The 21,035-nt window shown below is 50.0% G+C and carries 19 protein-coding genes; all 19 read right to left on the bottom strand.

All coding sequences use genetic code 11. The annotated features are described in order from the left end of the window. Positions 1 to 20: 20 nt before the first annotated feature. The gene (locus Q4563_RS01825; protein ID WP_336623025.1) at positions 21 to 1,724 is read right to left on the bottom strand and encodes a fused response regulator/phosphatase; all 1,704 of its coding nucleotides are present in this window, start codon (positions 1,722 to 1,724) and stop codon (positions 21 to 23) included. A 21-nt stretch (positions 1,725 to 1,745) separates the two neighbouring features. Further along, a complete protein-coding gene (locus tag Q4563_RS01830) occupies positions 1,746 to 2,051 on the bottom strand; it encodes an STAS domain-containing protein (protein ID WP_215977549.1) in 306 nt (101 codons plus the stop codon). Positions 2,052 to 2,184: 133 nt separating this feature from the next. Next, positions 2,185 to 2,631 (bottom strand): flagellar export protein FliJ, encoded by a 447-nt coding sequence (gene fliJ / locus Q4563_RS01835; protein ID WP_303603417.1) that lies wholly within the window; start codon positions 2,629 to 2,631, stop codon positions 2,185 to 2,187. Positions 2,632 to 2,638: 7 nt separating this feature from the next. Further along, complete coding sequence (fliI, locus tag Q4563_RS01840; RefSeq protein ID WP_215977551.1) at positions 2,639 to 4,033, bottom strand: flagellar protein export ATPase FliI; 1,395 nt, start codon at positions 4,031 to 4,033, stop codon at positions 2,639 to 2,641. Further along, complete coding sequence (locus tag Q4563_RS01845) at positions 4,026 to 5,099, bottom strand: FliH/SctL family protein (RefSeq protein WP_303603418.1); 1,074 nt, start codon at positions 5,097 to 5,099, stop codon at positions 4,026 to 4,028. Before Q4563_RS01845 ends, fliI begins: the two co-directional genes overlap by 8 nt. Positions 5,100 to 5,116: 17 nt before the next feature. Next, positions 5,117 to 6,142, bottom strand: a complete 1,026-nt coding sequence (gene fliG, locus Q4563_RS01850; protein WP_215977553.1) for a flagellar motor switch protein FliG — start codon at positions 6,140 to 6,142, stop codon at positions 5,117 to 5,119. Positions 6,143 to 6,147: 5 nt separating this feature from the next. After that, positions 6,148 to 7,830, bottom strand: a complete 1,683-nt coding sequence (gene fliF / locus Q4563_RS01855; RefSeq protein ID WP_303603544.1) for a flagellar basal-body MS-ring/collar protein FliF — start codon at positions 7,828 to 7,830, stop codon at positions 6,148 to 6,150. A 32-nt stretch (positions 7,831 to 7,862) separates the two neighbouring features. Continuing rightward, positions 7,863 to 8,228, bottom strand: a complete 366-nt coding sequence (fliE, locus tag Q4563_RS01860; protein WP_215977555.1) for a flagellar hook-basal body complex protein FliE — start codon at positions 8,226 to 8,228, stop codon at positions 7,863 to 7,865. Between the two features lie 192 nt (positions 8,229 to 8,420). After that, positions 8,421 to 9,884 carry a sigma-54-dependent transcriptional regulator gene (locus Q4563_RS01865; protein ID WP_215977556.1) on the bottom strand — a complete coding sequence of 488 codons (1,464 nt, stop codon included), beginning with the start codon at positions 9,882 to 9,884 and terminating at the stop codon, positions 8,421 to 8,423. 25 nt (positions 9,885 to 9,909) lie between these two features. Beyond that, positions 9,910 to 11,133, bottom strand: coding sequence for a sensor histidine kinase (locus Q4563_RS01870; protein ID WP_215977557.1), 1,224 nt, complete (start codon positions 11,131 to 11,133; stop codon positions 9,910 to 9,912). Positions 11,134 to 11,651: 518 nt separating this feature from the next. Further along, the gene (locus tag Q4563_RS01875) at positions 11,652 to 13,088 is read right to left on the bottom strand and encodes a sigma-54 dependent transcriptional regulator (RefSeq protein ID WP_215977558.1); all 1,437 of its coding nucleotides are present in this window, start codon (positions 13,086 to 13,088) and stop codon (positions 11,652 to 11,654) included. A gap of 170 nt (positions 13,089 to 13,258) precedes the next feature. Further along, positions 13,259 to 13,657 carry a flagellar export chaperone FliS gene (gene fliS / locus Q4563_RS01880; RefSeq protein WP_215977559.1) on the bottom strand — a complete coding sequence of 133 codons (399 nt, stop codon included), beginning with the start codon at positions 13,655 to 13,657 and terminating at the stop codon, positions 13,259 to 13,261. Between the two features lie 22 nt (positions 13,658 to 13,679). Beyond that, positions 13,680 to 13,958 (bottom strand): hypothetical protein, encoded by a 279-nt coding sequence (locus Q4563_RS01885; RefSeq protein ID WP_215977560.1) that lies wholly within the window; start codon positions 13,956 to 13,958, stop codon positions 13,680 to 13,682. Positions 13,959 to 13,960: 2 nt separating this feature from the next. Further along, positions 13,961 to 14,356: a flagellar export chaperone FliS gene (gene fliS, locus Q4563_RS01890; protein WP_215977561.1), complete on the bottom strand. Its 396-nt coding sequence runs from the start codon at positions 14,354 to 14,356 to the stop codon at positions 13,961 to 13,963. Between the two features lie 169 nt (positions 14,357 to 14,525). Then, on the bottom strand, positions 14,526 to 16,541 hold the full coding sequence (fliD, locus tag Q4563_RS01895) for a flagellar filament capping protein FliD (protein WP_303603419.1): 2,016 nt from the start codon (positions 16,539 to 16,541) through the stop codon (positions 14,526 to 14,528). 133 nt (positions 16,542 to 16,674) lie between these two features. Continuing rightward, entirely contained in the window at positions 16,675 to 17,064 is a 390-nt protein-coding gene (locus Q4563_RS01900; protein ID WP_215977563.1) for a flagellar protein FlaG, read from the bottom strand. Between the two features lie 54 nt (positions 17,065 to 17,118). Then, entirely contained in the window at positions 17,119 to 18,888 is a 1,770-nt protein-coding gene (locus Q4563_RS01905; protein WP_303603420.1) for a flagellin N-terminal helical domain-containing protein, read from the bottom strand. Between the two features lie 196 nt (positions 18,889 to 19,084). Then, positions 19,085 to 19,408 (bottom strand): flagellar protein FliT, encoded by a 324-nt coding sequence (locus Q4563_RS01910; RefSeq protein ID WP_303603421.1) that lies wholly within the window; start codon positions 19,406 to 19,408, stop codon positions 19,085 to 19,087. Between the two features lie 13 nt (positions 19,409 to 19,421). Beyond that, on the bottom strand, positions 19,422 to 21,008 hold the full coding sequence (gene flgL / locus Q4563_RS01915; RefSeq protein ID WP_215977566.1) for a flagellar hook-associated protein FlgL: 1,587 nt from the start codon (positions 21,006 to 21,008) through the stop codon (positions 19,422 to 19,424). Positions 21,009 to 21,035: the final 27 nt, after the last annotated feature.

The following is a 21,035-nucleotide window of genomic DNA, read 5'->3' on the forward strand; positions in this document are numbered from 1 at the left end:
GCACACCTCGTTATTATGATTTAATCATCCACTCGCCAGCGGTACTGAGCTTTAACACAATTGCCGGGGGGCACCACCTGCAGTGAGTCACACAACGAAGAGGCGAGCTTAAGCCCCCGGCCACTGTACTCTTTTCCAGTGTCGCTTAATGCCAACCCAGACACATCATAGCCTACCCCACTGTCTTCAACCGTGATTTCTAAGGTGCCGCCACCTTCCGAGGTCCGATGCTTAAGCTCGATTCGAATATAACCTTCGACAACCTCTCGGGTTCGCTGTTTGCGTAGCTCGTAGTAGCGCTCAAAACCCGCGGGATCATTTTTAAGCTTAGAATCCAAACCAAGCACACCATGCTCTAAGGCGTTGGTATAAAGCTCTGAGATAACGGTATACAAAGTGCCGCTGTGGTTGCGCAGTCCCGGCACCTCCAGCAAAACACTCAGTAACAATGGCAACGGATCAAAAATAGAGAAACTTGAAGGTTTCACTTCAAAGGCTAGGCTCCACTCCGCCAATTGCGACTGTGCCTTAGCCGGTTCAGACTGTTCTTTAAAAGCGACCTCTACCGGAGCCATTAAAATTTCTATTAGAGATAGATCATCACTTTTCTCAACATCACCGGAAAATTGCTTAACTTGATGTAACAACTCAGAAAACAACTGGGAAGGATCTTTGTTTTTAGTAAATGAGGCGAGCAACCTCTGTTCACCAAACATCTCCCCGTCGGCGTTTCGAGACTCGTGAATACCGTCAGACCAGAGATAGACACGTTCGCCGTGATCGAGCTGAAACAAGACCGGATCGGCTTTAAAGTCTTTATTGTTCAGAACACCTAGCGGTAAATGGGTCGACTTGATTGGTTCAATCGTGCCATCGTTATGATAAATATAAGCCGCCGGCAGGCCACCGTTCCAGACTCGAATCGATTTTTTGCGAAAATTCACCTCAACCATGGCAGCGCAACAAAATAATCCAACCGGCAGAATGCCTTTCAGCTTACCGTTAATCTCCGACAGTATATCCACCATCGAAAAGCCTTTATTGACCATGTCATAAAAGGTGGTTGCCAGTGGCATAGCGCCGATAGCAGCCGGTAAGCCGTGGCCGGTAAAGTCACCCAACAACAGCATCATATTACCCGCCGGGGTGGATGAGGCCACCATTACATCGCCATTAAAAACCGCCAAAGGTGAGAGGTAATATTGCAAGCTGTCGGTATTTAAATCGCCACCGCGGGTAATATTGTCGAATACTTGTTTGGCGACCGTTTGCTCTTGCAAAAAATGTTCGTTGTGCAAGGCAATTTGATCACGCTGATTTAGCATGGTTCGATTCATGGTTCGCATGCGGTAAAACGCTTTGATTTTTGCCTGCAGAATCACTCGATTGTAGGGTTTTGATAGGAAGTCATCGCCGCCGGCTTCAAGACATTTCACCAGTGATGGCGTGTCAGTTAATGAGGTTAAAAATATGATCGGAATAAGCTCTTCGCCGGCCAATATTTTGATTCGACGGGCCGCCTCAAAACCATCCATATTTGGCATTAAAGCGTCGAGTAAAACAACATCAGGGCGTAATTTCTCAAATTTTTTCACGGCCTCAACACCATCGCGCGCGCTGATAACCCGATGCCCTTCTTTTTTAACAATAGCTTCCAGAATCAACCGGTCGGTATCGGTATCATCCGCAACCAGTACGGTAATCTCCCGATCATTGCGTATCACATCCATGCCCCTGTACAGGTGCTAATCTATAGTGAAAAGCTGTTCGAAATTCGAGATTGTCAAAATACGTTTGACATCCGTACTGGTGTTTTTTATTTCAATACTGGCATTGTCGCCACCGGCGTGATCGCGCAGGAGCAAAAGCATACCCAGAGCCGAGCTGTCTAAATAAGCGGTATCGCTCATATCAATCACATAGCGGCTGGGTTTGGCATCCAAATTTTCGTAGGCGCCCCTAAAATCCTGATGTGAACTGAAATCAAACCGCCCGTTGATCGCGATAGTGAGAATTGTTCCATCATCGGATACCGTGGTAGATATTGCCATATTTAACCCCGTTGCCTAATTACCTGTAATTCCAGCTGTCTTATCGTAGACACCTGTGAACCTGTCCCTATCAGTTAACTGCAAGAATAGCCTATTTTGGCGCTTAAACGTAACCATAATCCTCAGTATTGAGCTAATCTTTAGGGCGATTCAAAGCCGCAGCCGCCATTTCATCTAACTCTTTCTGTAAACGGCGTTCGGCGTCTTTATCCTCACCAGCTCTAAGCCGATTAATCAGCTCTTCAATAGATTTACAGCGGTTGTGTTGAGAGAACCAGTGCTGGCGAATTTTAGTTAATTGAGCTTCAAGCTCGCTCAGCTGTTGTTGCTGCTGTTCTAGCATAGCTTCTAGATTATGAATAAAAGCGCTGTAGTGGGATAACTGCCCAGGTGACATGGCCAACTGCGTGTGACTCATTCGTTCAAGATAATTTTGCCGGTATTCGGTCAGCTGGCCTAGCTGTTCGCGCTGCTGTTGGACGATCTGCTGGTGCTGTTGCAGGTAACCGGCCGCCTCCTGCTCGTGCCGTTTCGCGACCATGAGCACAACCCCCATGCGCTCGGATCGACGGGCAGCCACCGGTTAGCTAGCCTCTGCCGTGTTCGGCGGCCAGCGGGCTGGGTGCCGCTGCCGATCGAGGATTGGCCGGGCCTTTTTGCAAGACGGCATTAAGATTGGTAGTGGATTCTGCCATATGCACGGACTGAGTGAGCCCCTGCTGAATAAAGGCACGCAATTTGGGGAAACGCTCAATGGCCTCATCTGTGGCCGGATCGGTGCCTGGACTATAGGCGCCAATGGCGATGAGATCACGATTTTGCTGATACCGCGACAGCATCTGCTTAAATTTCTGCATCGCTTTAAGCTGATCTTCTTGAACGATATTGGGCATGGCGCGGCTAATAGAAGCCTCGACATCAATTGCAGGGTAAATACCTTCTTCGGCCAGCTGACGCGACAAAACAATGTGCCCATCGAGAATGGCCCTAGCCGAGTCGGCTATGGGGTCTTGCAGATCATCCCCTTCGGTTAAAACCGTATAAAAAGCAGTGATGGAGCCCTCTCCCTCGGCGGCGTTGCCGGCCCGCTCCACCAATTCTGGAATCTTGGCAAATACCGACGGCGGATAACCTTTGGTAGCAGGTGGCTCACCAATGGCCAGGGAAATCTCCCGCTGAGCTTGGGCAAAACGAGTCAGTGAATCCATCAACAGGAGTACATTGAGCCCCTGATCTCGATAGTACTCAGCCACCCGACTGGCCAACTGTGAAGCCCGCAGGCGCATTAAGGGAGCATCATCAGCCGGTGAGGCCACTACAACCGCACGTGCCAGCCCCTCTTCCCCCAGGATATGATCAATAAACTCTTTAACCTCGCGACCGCGCTCACCAACTAACCCCACCACTACGACATCGGCTGTGGTGTACTTGGTCATCATGCCCATCAACACACTTTTACCCACCCCGCTGCCGGCGAACAACCCCATACGCTGGCCACGGCCCACGGTAATTAAGGCATTTATAGCCCGAATTCCGACATCCAGCGGTTCACTGATGGGGTGGCGTTTAAGCGGATTAATATCATTGGGAAGACTGTCAAGGATGTCACTGCCCAGCAAAGGGCCCTTATCATCCAGCGGTTGGCCTAAGCCGTTGATCACACGCCCTAAGGTTTGCAAGCCAATGCGCATGGCCATGCTATGAGCCAGTGGTACAACTCTTGCCCCAGGCTCCAAGCCTTCTACTCGCTTGACTGGCATTAAATAAATGCTGGCACCGGCAAAACCGACCACCTCTGCCTCGACCTTGCGACCGTCGCGCGATATCACCACGCACTGCCGCCCCACAGAGACATTTAAGCCAATGGCCTCGAGCGTCAAACCCACCGAGCGCACTAATCGGCCCTCGGCTTCAGGAATAAGAGCCGTACTTTCGGGTAAATAACGACGCAACCGATAAGACAGCGGGCGACGCTCAGTCATGACTTACCTCGTCATCTGCAGGCGCGCTATCGGTTTGCGCTGTCTCGGGGGTGGCGGCCGCCTTACTTTTTTCGGCCGTGTTCGTCGTTTCAGTAGTGCTCGCTGTTTCGAAAGCGTCTGTTATATCAGACGACGCAGCACCAACTGTGTCCGTGGGTGCCTGAGTAGACTCAGTACCGTCATTTGGACGGTCGACAGGCTCAGGTTCAGCGGCTGACATGGTCTCTGACATAGAATCAAAAGCCGATGAGTCACCACTTGGGGTCTTGCTTGCAGACGCGCGCTCCAGAGAACTCAATAGTTGTTCGTCAGAAGTGTTTTCATCGACATTATGCTGGCTGAGGAAGCTTTCAATAATATCGTCTAAGCGACGCTCTATGGTGTGATCGACTGTGCTATCGGTGGTCACTACTTTAACGCCGCCCGCGGCAATGTCCGGAGCGGCTTGAAAATGCCAATCCAGCGCGTGCTCTTGGCAATAGGTTTCAACCACGGATAAATCATCGGGGTTAAGGTGCACACTGATTTGCTCTCGCCCACCGGGCAGAGCCGCAACCGCTTGGCGAACCAGTGCAACCATATCGCCCGAATCAGTGGTCAATTCTCTGGCCACCACCGCTCGGGTTAAGCGCTCAAGTGTCGTGAGCAACATAGATTCGAGCAAATCATCTTGCCGATCGATTGGCTCGAGTAGGTTAGATGCCAGGCTTTGGAATGTTTTTTGTTCGGCTGTTAACTGTTGCCGCATTTCGAGTAGCCCCTGCTGCTGGCCACTTTTGAAACCTTCGTCGTAACCGTTTTTAAGTCCTTCTTCGCGCCCCTCGGTGAACCCTTCATTCTCGGCCTGCTTGACGATATCCGCCAACTGCTCGGCCGTTAAAGGCTTAGATTGCTCGTTAGCCTCCACCTCGACATCTTCAATGCTTTCAACACTCTCATCCTCGGCTTGACGTTTTTCAGCACTCAACACCTGTCCGTCATCACCGATTACCGGCATGGTCCAAGATTGCCAAGTATCTCCATCGGCGGCGGGGATTCGATTGGGGTTGGTTTTGGGTTCTTTCATAGGCGAACTCTAGTAGGTTAAAGCATTTGCTCACCAGAGCCACCAAGTACAATCTCGCCGGCATCGGCCATTCGTCTGGCAATGGTAAGAATTTCTTTTTGCGCAGACTCAACTTCTGAGACTCGCACCGGACCTTTCACCTCTAGATCATCGCGCAGCAACTCGGCCGCACGTTTGGACATATTTTTGAATATTTTTTCCTGCAGTTCGTTTTCAGCGCCTTTGAGCGCAACGATGAGCACCTCAGAGGATACCTCGCGCAGGAGCATTTGGATGCCACGATCATCGACGTCTTTAAGGTTATCAAAGACAAACATCAGATCTTGAATCTGGTTGCCCATATCCTCATCAACTTCTTTAATGGCATCCATCAGCTCGGCTTCGATACCACCATCGAGATTGTTCATAATTTCAGCGGCAACCTTATAGCCACCCATGGACTTGGTTTGAGAGCCCGCTTTGCCCGAGAATTGTTTTTCCAGAATATCGTTTAATTCTTGCAATGCGCTGGGTTGAACGGTGTCCAGCGAGGCCACTCGCATCATGATATCGATGCGCACTTTCTCTGTGAAGTGTGACAGCACTTCGGCCGACTGGTCGGCGTCCAGATAGGCAATCACGATGGCTTGAATTTGGGGGTGTTCATTGCGAATAATATCGGCAATAGAGCGGGCTTCCATCCACTTTAAAGTATCCAAACCCGTGGTATTACCACCGAGCAAAATACGGTCAACCAATGAGCTTGCCTTATCTTCACCCAGCGCGGTAACCAGCATATTGCGGATATAATTATCGGCGCCCATACCTAAACCGGTCAGGTTGCGGGCCTCCTCCAAAAAGCTTTGCATCACCACCTGAACGTCGCTTTGCTGAACGTTTTGGAGTGACGACATGGCACTACCAATGCGCTGGACTTCTTTTGGGCCCATATGCTTTAGCACTTCGGCCGCATCCTGCTCACCCAATGACATCAACAAAATGGCCGCTTGATCCACCTTGTCGAGCTTTGTTACCTGGGGCGTGTCGTCTTTTTTTTCAGCCACGATTGTTACTCATCTTTATTAATCCAGGATTTCACCACCTGAGCGACCCGGCCCGGATCCTCAGCAATCAGTCCTTTAATGGCGTTAAGCTGCTGCTCATAACCCTCTTCGGGCCCAGGTAAGGCAACCGCCCCCCCGGTTAGAGTGACAGAATCACTCGACATATCGCCGCCAAGGCCTGCATCTTCCAGTGCTTGTAACTGGCGCGCCTCTTCATCTTCGGCCGTTTCGGCCCCAGTGTTGGCGATGCTTTTCAGTATTGGGCGCAGCAAGCCAAATATTAACGCTAGGATCAGTAAAAAACCGGCCAAGGGCTTCACATAGGGCTGCAGCCACGCTTGTTGCCACCAAGGTACCTCAACCGCTTCCATTTGCCCATCATTACGCGCTGCAAAAGATGAATTAATCACCGTTACGCTGTCGCCGCGCGCCTCAGAAAAGCCCACTGCGTTCTGCACCAAGGTCACTAAACGATCAATCTCTTGCGCCTCCCAGGCTGTGCGAACATTTTGTCCTTCGGCATCGACCGTCAATTTATCATCCAGCACCACCGCCACACTCAAGCGTTCAATATTACCCTGCTGGCGACGGGTGTAACTGATGGTTCTATCCACCTCATAATTGCGGGTGACATCCTCGCGGCTGTGCTGAACCGGTGGTTCAGCTAAGGGCAGACCAGTCGCCGGATCAATTTGCTCGGGTGCCTGACCATCGATCGGAGGCTGGTTCGTCAGCGCGCCGGGAATACCACCCAGAGTTTCGTCACCGGTACGGCGCTCATTTTGCAGATGCTCACTGCGCACCACCGGCTGCTCATCGTCATACACCTCTTGAGCCTGCTCAACAGCGGTGAAGTCCACATCGGCATTAATTTCTGCGCGAAAATTACCGCCGCCCAGTACCGGCTCTAAAATGCTATTAACTCGTTTTAACAGGCTCTCTTCCAACTGTTCAGTGTACTGTCTCTGCTTACCAGCCAGCTCCAGCTCGGGCGATTCATCCCCAGCCGACAACAAACTTCCATGCTGATCGATGACCGTCACATCTTCATAACTAAGCTCGGAGATACTAGAGGCCACTAGATTAGCGATGGCTTTCACTTGTCGCGGCGCCACGTCACGGCCGGGAAAAACTTCGAGAAATACGGATGCGCTGGGCTTTCTGGCATCGCGTACAAAGACACTGCGCTTGGGAATGGCCAAGTGAACCCGAGCCGAACGCACGGTATGAATACTGGTTACAGTACGTGCCAGTTCCCCTTCTAAACTTCTGTGATACCGGGCACTTTCTATAAACTGGCTAGTGCCTAATGCCTGCTCCTGCTCCAACAATTCAAAGCCGACCGATTGGGTATTACCAATTCCCACTTCCGCCAGCTTTAAACGAGCGCTGTGTACCTCATCAGAAGTCACCAATAGAGCACCTGTAGAAGGCTCGATTTTATAATGAATTTGGTTCTGCTCTAAAATATCGACCACTTGGGCGGAGTCGAGCCGATCGAGACTACCGTACAGAGGACGATATTCCTCACCCTGGCTCCAGAGCACCACATAAAAACCAATCGCTACCGATGCGGCTAAACCCACCATTAGCCCCACTTGGCGCAACAGCGTTAAACTGCTAAAACCCTCAACCAAATCATTGCCTCGGGCGGATTTGTCTGCACTGGGATCGGCTAAATCTGACATCGCTTGCTCTTCGGCCATGATGCGTTACTCCATTAAATCGGCATGTTCATAATGTCGCGGTAGGCCTCTACCAACTTATTGCGTACTTGTAGCGCCGCCTCAAAAGAGACGCTGGCTTTTTGCGAAGCAATCATCACATCGGTAATGTCCACACTGGGGTCACCCTGCTGATATGCGTTAGCCAATTGTCCGGCGTTTTGTTGTACATCATTAACCGAGTTGACTGCCTGAGACATCATCTCGGCAAAGCCCGGCACCTGATTGGCCTGATTGACGCGCCCTGTCGATTCAGTCGCGATACTTTCCTGCAGCCCTTGGGGCTTTTGAAAAGCCTGTGTTTGCGATTTGAGCGAACGCATCTCGTGCAGCAAATTATTGATGTCTACTCGATTACTCATGTCGGTGCCATTTGGTGTCTATGTGTCGATTAATTGGCGGTTTACGGATAAAAACCGTCGTTATATTGAATACTGCACAAAATGGGCCAAGGTTTGCCGCCGGCAATTATTCACCGCCCTCAGCTCGCGCGCATAAAAAAACCGCCTCAGACACACTGAAGCGGTTATATAGCAGCAGCTGAAAACCTTCTCTTAAATATCCAGCGTTAAACCTTCCTCTTTTAATCGAGCAATTTTATAGCGTAAAGTTCGGGGGCTTATACCCAAAGTTTCAGCGGTTTTTTTGCGGCTACCTCGCTCGGTGATTAACGTTTGGCGAATAATTTCAAATTCACGCTGCTTTAAATCACTGCCGAGCACTGCGCCTGTGGAATCACTGCCAATATTCTCACGCAGGTCGCTTTCATTCTCGGCTGTCGCACTAGCGGCTGCCTCCCTCGCTGGAGCGGCGGCATGGCCATTTAATAAACTGGGTTTGGCACTGTAACAAGTGGTATCAATCAATCCCAAATCAGAATCGGTAATAACACGGCCCGGCTGAAGAATTAGCGCGCGCTGCATAATATTATCCAGCTCGCGCACATTGCCCGGCCAGCGATAATCCAATAGAGCCGCCTTGGCAAATTTATCCAGGGTGATAGCGCGGCGGTTTTGTTTTAAAGCGTGACGCTGCAGCAGTTTTTCTGCCAAAGGAACGATGTCTTCTGGTCGATCGCGCAGTGGCGCCCACTGCAGAGGTAAAATGCTGAGCCGGTAATATAAATCTTCGCGAAATTGCCCAGCCATTACCGCCTCTCGCATATCGCGGTTAGAAGTGGCAATCACCCGCACATTCAGTTTAATGGTTTTTCGTCCACCTAAACGTTCCACTTCTCGCTCTTGCAAGACACGCAATAATTTTGCCTGCAAGCCGATATCCATTTCCGAGATTTCATCCAACAGCAGTGTGCCACCATTGGCCTGCTCGAATTTTCCCGGAGCGCTAGCATGTGCGCCGGTATAAGCGCCTTTCTCATGCCCGAACAATGTTGCCTCAAGCATATTTTCAGGAATTGCAGCGCAGTTAATGGCGACAAAAGGCTTGGCTGCCCGGGGAGAGTGGTTATGAATATAGCGTGCTAGCACCTCTTTACCGGTACCAGATTCGCCAATAATTAAGACGGTGGATTCAGATTGCGCAACGCGTTCGGCTAATTGTAATAATTGCTGACTGGCCTCAGATTGGGCCACTGGTTCATCGTCATCACAACCGCCCCCCTGCCCCACATGTTTGGCAACAATATTCAGTAACGCGTCGGGCTCAAAGGGCTTAACCAAATAATCAACCGCGCCTTCTTTAATTGCCATCACCGAGTCAGAAATGCTGGCGTAAGCGGTAATCAATAAAAAGGGAATGTGCGGATAATCGGTCTTAACGTTTCTAAGCAAGTCGTAACCGGACAACTTACCCATATTGACATCGGATACGATCAATCGGATATCAGCTACAGTCTTTAAACGAATGAGCGCCTGCTCGGCGCAATCGGCCTCCAGTACCTCATAGCCTGCTAACTCCAGAGTATCCACCAAAGCTTCACGCAAACTTGGGTCATCTTCTGTCACCAAAACTTTGGCGCCAGTGACGTCTAGTGGGGCTATCACAGCGGTATCATTCATTTTTTTCACCTAATCAAAAAATTATTTAGCTGTTTACGGTAGCTTCTGCATCGCAGGGCAATAAAAGCGTGGCTTTTACGCCATCGCCTAGTTCTGATTGCAACCTAAAACGCCCGCCGTGAACTTTGGCTACCGCCTTAACTACGGCAATCCCTAAGCCTGTGCCCTGCGATTTGGTCGTTACAAACAAATCGCCCAAGGTTGGCAACAATTGCGGATCAATACCGGGGCCGCTATCGCGAATTTCAATTGCCAGCCAAGGTCTCTGGTCGATATAAAACTGATTGAAGCGGATACCTATTTTGGCCCGACTACCCACTGCCTGAATGGCGTTATTAACGAGATTAAGCAGTGCACTGACCAGCGCATCGCGATTACAATGCAAGTACGCATTAACCCCCTGTACATTCCACTCAACACAACTGTTGCTGCTTGATACAGGCACCTCCATCGCCTCGGCCAACTCCGCCTGTAATTCAGCAACACTACAAAGGTCTTGCACTGGCAATTCACCTTTTACAAACAGCAACATATCTTGTACTTGCCGCTCCATATGCAGCAAACGGTTGGAGACCTTACCGGCAAACCCCTGTCTTTTCTCTTGTGTGAGGTTGTCGCGTTTTAAGTGATTGGCATAAAGCAGTGCAGCCGATAATGGCGTGCGAATTTGGTGGGCTAGAGCCGACACCATTTTACCCAGCGCCGATAATCGTTCGTGCTTGGCAAGCTCACCTTGAAGGCGCCGGGTTTCGGTCTGATCGGTTAATAGGATAATTTGCCCGTCGTCACCTAAATTGCGGGTGGCCAGACTGATTCGGCGACCATCACTCAGTGATACTTCATGTCCATCATCTTGTTTGGGAGCAAAACTGCGGGCAATCACCACCCGCCAAAGCTCACCTTCCAGCGGCTCTCCTAACAAGTCAATGGCCGCTGGATTGCATTCGCGTACGTAACCGCGCGAGTCCAGCACCACAACCCCTCCGGGCAACACGTTGAGTAATCCTTCCAGACGGTGGGCAATACGTTCTTTTTCAGCCAACTCCTGCAAGCGTTGATGGGTGACCTCGGTCAGCTCTTCATTCAGCTCGGCTACGCGTAACTCTAGCTGGCGATAGGAATCGGTTAGCTGCTCAGACATATCGGAAAACATGGAAAAGGCTTCGGCCAGTGCCTGCGCCTTGTCTTTATGTGTCGACTCCGCCCCTGGGTGTCCGGGAAGCTGATGCACTTCGGCTTTTTTTGCCATGAAATTTACCCAATGCCTTATGTTCAATGACGACTATCTGTCGTATCGGATGCGTTAGGTCTTTAATTGCAATAGTGATGCCAGCGCGAACAACCCTTTATATTCAAGCACTTAGAGACAACATTGGCAGGCTGGGTCAATTTTTTGGCTTAAAATGAGTTACACAGAGGGTTGAGTATTAAGGGAGTGCATTTTTGACATCCGGCAGGCTTCTCTAAACCTCCGGCATGGCCAGCGTGGCCTGTAGAGTGTCAATACTGTGTTTTGTCTCGACGACCAGAGTCTATACTTTGCCTGTGGCAATACACGATAGAGGGTTACTTCCAGCCTTGTTCTTCGGAGCTTCCATACAAGACTATACTCGTCTTAACCATCTTTTGATGGGTGGAGACACTATGAAAAATAGCGCCCAGATTACAAACCACACTGAAAGCCCGAGTACGTAAGTGTTTTTCAACAGCTTGCTAGAAATAAGAGCCCATAATTGTATTCAGGGCTCTAGTGTTGGAGGGGTAAGATCAACGCTGTAAATCGTATTTACGCATTTTTTCCACCAAGGTGGTACGTCGAATGGATAAACGCTCAGCAGCTCGAGCGACCACACCACCAGAGTCATTAAGGGCTTGCTGAATAAGCCCCTTTTCTAAACTGGTTAAATAATCACGCAAATCAATACCCTGATCCGGCAACAACGGCGTATCGCCCATACTGACCATGGTGGTGCTTTTGGCTTCTGGTTGCACTTGACCTGCGCCAAAGTCCTCCTCAAGGACATCGACATGGCGATATTTAACAGGTAGGTCTGTAACACCCGCCACTGCAAAGGGGTGCATAATTGCCATGCGCTCCACCAAGTTAGCCAGCTCGCGAATATTGCCGGACCACTCATGGCGACAAAGAGATAAAATGGCCGCCGAATTAAATCGAACCGAGCCACGATTCTCACTCTCCATGCGCGAGACCAATTCATTCACCAATAGCGGGATATCTTCGGCACGATCTTTTAGAGCAGGCAACTCTATAGGAAATACATTCAGGCGGTAATATAAGTCTTCGCGAAATTTACCTTCATCGATCATGGTTTCTAAATTGCGATGAGTAGCGGCGATAATGCGAACGTTAGTTGCAACGGTTTTATTACTACCAACGCGCTCGTAGCAACGCTCTTGCAGTACGCGCAGAATTTTAACCTGCATGTTTAGAGGCATATCGCCAATTTCGTCCAAAAACAGAGTGCCGCCTTCGGCCAGCTCAAAACGGCCCGCACGGGCTGATATTGCTCCGGTAAAAGCCCCCTTTTCATGACCAAAGAGCTCACTTTCCAGCAACTCGGCAGGAATGGCGCCACAGTTCACTGGCACAAAAGGCTTTTCACGACGGTCGGAGTGATAGTGTAGATTGCGGGCCACGACTTCTTTTCCCGTGCCCGATTCACCGGTGATCAGTACCGACACTTCTTTGTCGGCAACCTGACTCATCATTTCGCGTACGTTTTGCACCTCGCGGCTAGTGCCAACTAAAGAGCGAAACAAATGCACCGGGCGCTGCTGGCTGTGTTTTTTATTGGCGCTTTGTGCCTCGCAATACAAACGGGCTCGGTGTATTAAATCCAATAGAGGGTTGTAAGTCATGGCGACATCAATAGCACCAATCACTTTGCACTTTAAGAGAGGATCAAAGCCATCGGTAACAGGCTTCTCACCAATCAACGCAATTGCAACTTCATCGTTCCAAGCGTGAATTTTCTCAACCAGAGACTCACCCCAATCCGTGCAATGTTCACTGATTAAAATCAACACATAATCGCCACCCTCTGGCTCTTGGGCGATATGCTCATCGAGGCCAGTGGTACTGATAAAGTGGCCTTCTTCCCCTAAAAAATCAAAAATCGCCCGAAACGTTGACGTGCGCTGTGCATCGTCTTCCAGGATCAAGAGTTTGTTATTTCGACACATACATCAACCACATGATCTGCAGGAACGGCTTTAGCTCCCTGTTTCACCAATCTGCACGTCAAAACTTCACGCACCCCTATTACAGGAATAGACGGCGTTTGAAGTTTAGTCAAATAATTGACAGAAAACAGGGGCAATCAGCGTAAAAACAATAGCTTAGGAGGATTATCTCAAGCTTTCCCTTCAGTCGCAATCCCATCCCAACCAGCTTTTAAGGTTTTTAGGAGACGCCCGACCTCTTGCAACAACTCGGGGTTTTGATCGCGGGTTGCGTCGAACAAGCGAAATTCACAATACTGATACAAGCTATCCAGCTGGTTGGCGAGCTCGCCAGCCTGTTCGTCCAGGCTGTGACGTAAAGCGGCTACAATCTCAATAACACGACCAACTAATGCGCCCGACGACGCATAATCGGCTCGAGTCATCGAGACTTCCGCCTGTTGGAGGCGAGTTAAGGCCCCTTCAAATAACAATTGGATTAAACGATGAGGGGACGCCGAGTTCACATCGACCTCGAGGCCGAGCTTGCGATATTGTGACGCCGCCTTGGTTCCGCTGTAACCTACCATACAGTCCTCGACTCCGAGCCGGTTAACCAACCGCTTTGCATTGCGCAAGGCGATTACATTCTTGTAGCATTTGCCGATAAACAGCCTTTAAGTCGCGCATGGCATCTAAGAGTGTAGCTTTGTCGGTGCCGTTGGCGCTAACCAGTGCGTCGAGCACTACCGCACAGGTGTCGTCCAGCTGGCGCACACGGTGATAATCACCGCGCGCCAAGGCGCGGTACATATCCGCCTGTACTTGTTGTAACTGCTCCACGCCTAAAGGGCCCTGTAAAGACGGACGATCAATCAGCTGCAAGCTCATTACTACACTCCCGGCCCGGCGGAGATACCGTCCCAAGCCGTTTTAATTTCGCCTAATAAACGTCCACACTCATCAAGCATAGCCGGATCACTTTGGCGATTGGCTTCTATTAATCTACGCGCAATATAATCGTACAACTGATCCAGGCTGGCTGAGAGATCACCGCCTTCGGTGTCATTCAAGCTACCCTGCAAGCCTTGCACAATGTTTATGGCTTTTGAGATTTTCTCACCTCTGAGCGCAATATCGCTGCGTAACATAGCCCCTTTTGCTTCGGCTATGCGCTGTAAAGCACCCTCAAAAAGCATTTGAACTAACCTATGAGGGGAGGCATCAACGACACTGGATTGAACGTTGACCTGCTGGTACTGTTTGGCGGCAGCGCTGTAAGGGCTCATAGATACATTCTCTTTAACGGCGTTTTAGGTTTTGCATAAGCTGTTAAGCTAACGGCGGCCAGTGACTAAACTTTAGTGAAAAAAACGCCTTTATCCATTAATCTAATGAAAGCCGTCTCAAAAAATAAGGCCCCGTAGGGCCCTATGTATCGACCACATCGCTATGATTCTAGCTTTGCGCGGTAAACGGCAGACGGTCGTTGATATCTTCCAAGAATGAGCCAGTATTGGTCAGGTTATTAACAATCAATTCCATAGCCAAAAACTGGCTTTCTAAGCGAGCGCGATAGGCGTCAGTCCGGCGGTCTAGGTCGGTGCGATCGTCTTCGACATCCACCAAGCTTTTCTCAATGTTATTCTCGCGCGCAGCAATCAAACCGTTGTTATCCAAAAATCCATTAATCAGGCTACTCATGCCACCTGAGAACCCGCGCGAGAAGTTAATATTGGCGGTTGTCGCACCCTCTTTGACCTTTAACGCCAACCCCTCCGCAGCACTGCCAAGCTTAGGCAGCAATACCTGACCTGAGCCAAATGCCGCCACGCCATCAACCGTACCAGCCACGTTGGTACCCGCCACCCCCGCAGCAATGCTTAAGCCTAAATCTGCCGCATCAGCGCCAACGTTAGTCACCTCCACCTGGCTGCTACTGCCGTAAGCTTCCGAAGTAAAGTGCAATGCGCCGCCGTCAAACTCCACAGCCACTTGAGTGCGAGTACCGGCAAGCTCTTGGCTGGCATTGATCAACGATTCTACTTCCGTCGCCAGCTCTGCACCGCTAGCGTACACCTTGCCGTCTGGCAGGCTGATTTGAGCCGTTTTATCGTCGACTGTAATTTCAAAACTGTAGTCTTTACCCGTGGTATCCAATGGAAAGGCCGCTACAGCCCCACCCGCTAAGGTACCTCGACTGGGTTGCTGGGTAATCACGACTTCGTAATTACCCGGCTTGCTGTTTTGGGTAAAATTCGTCACTTCAATGGCCGAGGAGTCAGAACTTGTTTGAGGTACAAATAGATCACGTACCAAATCGTAGTTCTGTGACATCACGGCATTAAAATTTGTATTTACTCGATTGGGGTCTTCATTGATCGACAAGGTACCGTCTTTTACATTAGTTTGAATGCCCAGCTGGGCCAATGAAGCAAAGCCATTATCAATACCAGGTACCGAGGATTTAATGACATTGCGCACTTGATCAATCACGTTATCGGCCATTGAATCATTGTGCAGGCTACCGTATTCACCCGTTTCATCATTTATGCCAACCAACTGCTCTACGGCATACAAAAAGTTGTTGTAAGCATCGACAAAATCTCGAATAGCGGTTTCCGCCAAATCGCGATCTTCGCTGATAGTTATACTGATTGTCTCGGTATTCGATGCGCTGAATAAGTCCATCGATAAGCCATTAATAACATCATCGACGTTATTCGTCTCACGGGTTACCTGCAGGCCATTGACTCGCAAAATAGCATCTTGTCCACCTTGCAATTCGCTCATATTTTGGTTGAGCGTGTTGAAATCGAACTGGGATAAGCCTGGGGCGGATGGGTCTTCTGCTACCGTTAGTTCGACTTCATTACTGGCGCCTGTTGGACCTGTTAACAATAACCGGTAACTGCTGCCATCACTGACGATGCTGGCCTGAGCGCCCACATCGGCGCTATTAATGGCGTCTCGCAGTCCCTCTAGGGTGTTGTTAGAATCATCAATGGTAATAGTGGCGCCGTTTTTTTCGGTATCCACTGCAAAGTCATCCAGTGCGCCGTTCCACTGACCAAAACGCAGGGTAATCTCGCCTTGGCCAATACTCGCATCGGCATCATTAAAGCCAACACTGGCAAGGGATTGAGACTGGGCAATTTGATCAATCTCAACCTGATAGCTACCCGCGACTGCGCTGGAGTCAAGTCCGGTAAGGGCTAACTGAGAGGTCTCGGGGATCGATACAGACTTAGCATTAAAAGTATCGGCGCTGCCTAATTGTGCGACGGAAGCTTCCAGTTCCGACAATGCGCTGCGTAACAAGCCGTAGTCAGAAATTTGCGTTTCTAAAGTTGCCTCTTTGGTATCCAGACGGTTTTCATCCGGGGCACGGTTTATGCTCACCAAATCATTGATCAAGCTGGTGGTGTCAATTCCCGAACCCCCACCGAGACTGCTGATAATGTTGTTTGCCATACCCTACTCCAGATATCAAAAAATTATTGCCTACATGAGGTTATCGACTAAACTCAGCTTTACTTTAAACCTTCCTTAATTTTAGAGCAAAAAAAAGGTGCCGTAAGGCACCTTGAAGCGTTCTTTTTGACTATTATGCCTGAGCAGTCAGTAAAGATACCGGCTCATCTGCATTCAATTCACGGGCCAACTTTAAGAAAATCTCATCCGGGATTTGTCGAATTAGCTTTTTAGTAGAGCTATCTAACACTTTCACAATAGTGTCACCTGAGTCACCATCATAACTAAACTGCAGGTCGCGCTGGGTAGACTGAATGAACTCATTCATATGGGCTACCGCTTGCTGAACACTTTGCTGAAATTCTCCCGCGGGGATCTTCTCTGCCTCTACCACCTGATGTTTTGTTTCTTCGGGTGGCAAACTTTTGCCGCTTGGTTTAGCGAAGTCAGCCTGTGCCGATGAAGCCGCACCAGAGCGCGCAGGGCTATAGCGTTCTGCCACTGTTGCGTTCACTTCATTCATAGCTTAATCCTCAATCAATAAAACCCACCGGTGACCCGGTGGGTAGATTCAGTCTTATTGCAGCAAAGACAGTACTTGCTGTGGACGGGCATTCGCCTGAGCCAGCATGGCAGTAGCTGCTTGCTGTAACACCTGAGACTTACTCAATGCCGCGGTCTCTTGAGCGAAATCTGCATCCATGATTCGAGACTTAGCAGCAGACGTCTTCTCTGACACGTTAGTCAGGTTGGATACGGTGAAGTCCAGGCGGTTGTTAACAGCACCCAAATCGGCGCGGGTTTCACTCACCTGGCCGATGGCCACGTCGATAATACCGATGGCTTTTTGAGCGCCCGCAGCGGTTGAGATATCAACGCTGGCAATGGAGCCCGCGCCCGCTGCCGAATTGCGCTCCTGCAGACCAGTGTCGGTTGCAATTGTCGCCGCGGCATTATCACCATACTTCACGCTAAGATCACCAGTCGTGCTACCCAAGGCTACAGAAGCGGTACCCTGCTCACCGTGGAAAGCGACAACACCTGTTAAGTTGCTGACCTTGTTAATCGCTTCGATCAAGTTATCAGCTTGTTCGTCGGCATCAGCACCGGCATCAACCTTACCAATCGCAACGCCATTGATCAGCAGATCACCTTCTTCCAGATCGTTTTGAGTAGTCGTTGCAGCGCCCTGCAAGTTGCCCTCATTATCGACGGCATCCAAACCCAAAGCTGCTAAGTTGGTCATCATTGTAGCGGTAGCGGCGGCATCGTCACCACCTTCCACTTTAACGCCCGCACCATCGCTGCTGGTGTCGGTGAAACTTAGGCGGAAGTTACCATCGCTTTCTGTACCGTCAAAGCCTGCGGCATCCAGCGCAGCTGTACCACTACCGGTTACACCGATGGATACCACGTTCTCTTGCGCCAACACCAAGCGGCCATTGTCATTCAAGCTGGCGCTTACGGTGGTGTCATCATTGATTTTCTGTACCAACTCTTCCATGTTGTTGGTGCCAGTCAAGACAAATGACTGGGCGTTGCCATCGCCATCAGTAACAGCAATAGTTAAAGTATCGGTGCCGGCGATGAGTTGGCCATCACCCGCACTTAAACCTTCGGTTGATACCAATGCACTTGCCAGAACATTTTTGCCTTCCAGGTCAGCGTTGATGCTAGCCAGCTTTTCGTTCAAGGTCGCGCCGGCATCCGCATCAGCCAAGCTACCCAGTGCAACGTCGTTTACATACAAAGTCGTATCCGCATCAGCGGCGGTGAATGCGCTCAGGTTGGCAAGGCCACCCGCTGAAGCCTCACCCACCACATCACCAGAGCTTCCACCCAAGGAGTTAGTGCTGAATGAACCCACAGAGATATCAATGGTTTGATTTTGCTCGGAGCCAACCTGCAAGGCAGTATCTTGCAAGCTACCATCCAACAGCGCCTGGCCATTAAAGGTTGTTTCTTTAGAGATGCGGCCCAGCTCTTCTTTGAGCTGCTGTGCTTCTGAATCCAATCGTGCACGGTCGTCATCTGAATAGATGCCGTTAGCAGACTGAACCGATAGTTCACGCATACGCTGCAGAATGTTGGTCACCTCTTGCAAGGCACCCTCTGCGGTTTGAATCATCGACACACCATCGTTGGCGTTACGAACCGCTTGATCCAGACCACGGATTTGCGAGGTCATACGGTTAGCAATCGCGAGACCGGCGGCATCGTCTTTTGCTGAGTTGATACGGTTACCGGACGACAAACGTTCGGTGGCTTGGTCAAGCGCGTTGCCTGATTGTAACAGCTGGCGCTGAGTATTCAGGGAGGCAACGTTGGTATTAATTACTAGAGCCATGAGTAATCTCCTAAGTTTTTTTCCTGTTCACAGTCTTGCCAGCTGTGATCAGCCGATTTACCGAAGCCGCAGGGTTTGCATTTGCTTCTGTGTAGGTTATCGGTCAGTTTTCAGGAAGCTTTAGGATTTTTGGCATTTTTTTAAAAAATATCTTAACTGGTTGATTTTATTTGTTATTTTTCTTCCAATTAAGTCTTTAAGAGCGGTGATAAGCGTTAATAGCGCGATTATTGGTGCGATTTTGCTGATGCTCCTGACGAATATCGGCCAGGTAACGTTGAGATATTGCCTGAATTGTCTGATTTTGCCTTTGCAAGGCCGCAATTTCAGCACTTAAAGCCATTGATTCGGACTCATCCAAGGTCTGCAGTGCTGGGCAATCCAGCTGATGCAGCACCTGATCACGCTGCAGGCTTAATTCACCAAACCGGTCCCATTCACCCTTTTCAGCATTATCCCGCAAACGTTTATTAAACTCTCTCGTTTGCTCAATAATGCCGCGCCAGTCAAATTCTTGCATTAGTCACCCGTGATTACGAAATGTAATTAAACAGCGATAAGCCCGCCACCTTTACAAAGCTCTGCTGTGCCGCCGATAATACCAACTGCTGCATCTCCAACCGGGTGGCAGCTTCAGCATAATCCAGCGCTTCTAGGTCATTTAACACCGTTTCTGTATAGAGCTTGGTATCGAGGTTCTGTTCGCGGGTACTCTCCAACGTGTTGAGTCTAGCCCCCACCTCGCCCTGAACCACCGAGATATTGGTAACGGCATTGTCTAGATTGGCCAGCGTTTGCCCGACCACCTCTGCTAGGCGCTCCTCGCTTGCGGGCGTACCATCAAGCTCATCCATGGCCTCACTTAATCGAGTGAGCGTGGTCGATAAGCTTTGCTTGTTAGTGCTAATAAGCGTGAATGAATCCCCTTTTACGGCCTCTATTCCATCAACTGATGCAGTGCCCGCACCACTGGTGGTAATCCCTAGCATAGCATCGACCGCAGCACTGGGGGATTGCACCACTAATGATTGGCCACTGGCGGCGCTAAAACCGGTCGCATCTGCCACCACGCCTAAGCGTGCCAATTTGGTGGCATTGGTTCCGCTATTAAGTGCCGCCGCTAGGTCTGCCGCACTGGTAATGTTCTGATTCAGGACCAAGGTCTCGGTTTGATCTCCTAAGCTAAGCGTGATTTCAGCTTGGCTCACCGTAAAGTCAGTCGGGGTTATACCGCCATAGTTAACGGTCGATGGAGTCGCTAATGCCGCCTCAGAAGGTGCCCCCAAAATACTAAACGAGGCTCCCGCCACTTCGATACTCTGACCGCTGACAAATGGCTCGTTGGCGAGTAAGGTCTGCCCGGTTGCCTGGTTAATAACCGAAAAGTTAGCACCCGCAGGAATCACTGCACTGGTTTCATTGAACTGGATGATTAGGTTATCTGGGTAGAGCTCATCAAAAGCCTCTTGATCGACTACATCGCCAACACTTATACGCGCAGCCGGAGTGGCGCGATTTGCGGGATTGGCTTCAGTGTAGAAAGTGTTATGACTGCTGGGGATGTCGACAAATATACGCTTGCCCGAATCACTCACATCCACAGCAACACTGCCAGAGGCCTGCACCTGACGCTGACCTTCATCGCCGTGGTAACTCAGCTGACCGTCAGCGTTCAAACTAAAGGGTTGTGCGTCCCCCTGATAGCCTGAAAAGATATACTGGCCTGCTGCGTTGCGTGTATTTTGCAAACTGAGCAACTCTTCAATACGGCTATTCGTTTCAGCAACTAAGGCTTTATAATCGTCCGGTGTTAATACGGCCGTGTTACCCGCACTAACAGCCAACTCCTGCATTCTCTGAACCAGCGACAAAACGCTATCGAGCGCTGTCTCTTCTAAATTCAAACTGTTCTCAGCCACATCAATATTTTTAATATGCTGCTCGGTTCGACTTATTTCTTCGTTCAACTGCAGTATTTGAGTGGCTGCTACTGGGTCGTCAGCAGGGCTGAGTACGCGCTTGCCTGAGGCCATTTGCTCCTGAGTTTTAGTCAAGGCAGTCTGGGCATTTGTCATGCCGATGTTAGCAATGTTGTATATTTGCGAAGTAGCCACACGCATGGCAAAACCCTTTCGTTATCGACCTTT

The organism is Gilvimarinus sp. 1_MG-2023, from assembly GCF_030548285.1.

What these genes read in the sequence shown, in the direction of transcription:
- Q4563_RS01830 (WP_215977549.1), bottom strand. Translation starts at nt 2,051, where the DNA reads ATGGCAATATCTACCACGGTATCCGATGATGGAACAATTCTCACTATC.
- fliI (WP_215977551.1), bottom strand. Translation starts at nt 4,033, where the DNA reads ATGACTGAGCGTCGCCCGCTGTCTTATCGGTTGCGTCGTTATTTACCC.
- Q4563_RS01845 (WP_303603418.1), bottom strand. Translation starts at nt 5,099, where the DNA reads ATGAAAGAACCCAAAACCAACCCCAATCGAATCCCCGCCGCCGATGGA.
- fliF (WP_303603544.1), bottom strand. Translation starts at nt 7,830, where the DNA reads ATGTCAGATTTAGCCGATCCCAGTGCAGACAAATCCGCCCGAGGCAAT.
- fliE (WP_215977555.1), bottom strand. Translation starts at nt 8,228, where the DNA reads ATGAGTAATCGAGTAGACATCAATAATTTGCTGCACGAGATGCGTTCG.
- Q4563_RS01865 (WP_215977556.1), bottom strand. Translation starts at nt 9,884, where the DNA reads ATGAATGATACCGCTGTGATAGCCCCACTAGACGTCACTGGCGCCAAA.
- Q4563_RS01870 (WP_215977557.1), bottom strand. Translation starts at nt 11,133, where the DNA reads ATGGCAAAAAAAGCCGAAGTGCATCAGCTTCCCGGACACCCAGGGGCG.
- Q4563_RS01875 (WP_215977558.1), bottom strand. Translation starts at nt 13,088, where the DNA reads ATGTGTCGAAATAACAAACTCTTGATCCTGGAAGACGATGCACAGCGC.
- fliS (WP_215977559.1), bottom strand. Translation starts at nt 13,657, where the DNA reads ATGGTAGGTTACAGCGGAACCAAGGCGGCGTCACAATATCGCAAGCTC.
- Q4563_RS01885 (WP_215977560.1), bottom strand. Translation starts at nt 13,958, where the DNA reads ATGAGCTTGCAGCTGATTGATCGTCCGTCTTTACAGGGCCCTTTAGGC.
- fliS (WP_215977561.1), bottom strand. Translation starts at nt 14,356, where the DNA reads ATGAGCCCTTACAGCGCTGCCGCCAAACAGTACCAGCAGGTCAACGTT.
- fliD (WP_303603419.1), bottom strand. Translation starts at nt 16,541, where the DNA reads ATGGCAAACAACATTATCAGCAGTCTCGGTGGGGGTTCGGGAATTGAC.
- Q4563_RS01900 (WP_215977563.1), bottom strand. Translation starts at nt 17,064, where the DNA reads ATGAATGAAGTGAACGCAACAGTGGCAGAACGCTATAGCCCTGCGCGC.
- Q4563_RS01905 (WP_303603420.1), bottom strand. Translation starts at nt 18,888, where the DNA reads ATGGCTCTAGTAATTAATACCAACGTTGCCTCCCTGAATACTCAGCGC.
- Q4563_RS01910 (WP_303603421.1), bottom strand. Translation starts at nt 19,408, where the DNA reads ATGCAAGAATTTGACTGGCGCGGCATTATTGAGCAAACGAGAGAGTTT.
- flgL (WP_215977566.1), bottom strand. Translation starts at nt 21,008, where the DNA reads ATGCGTGTGGCTACTTCGCAAATATACAACATTGCTAACATCGGCATG.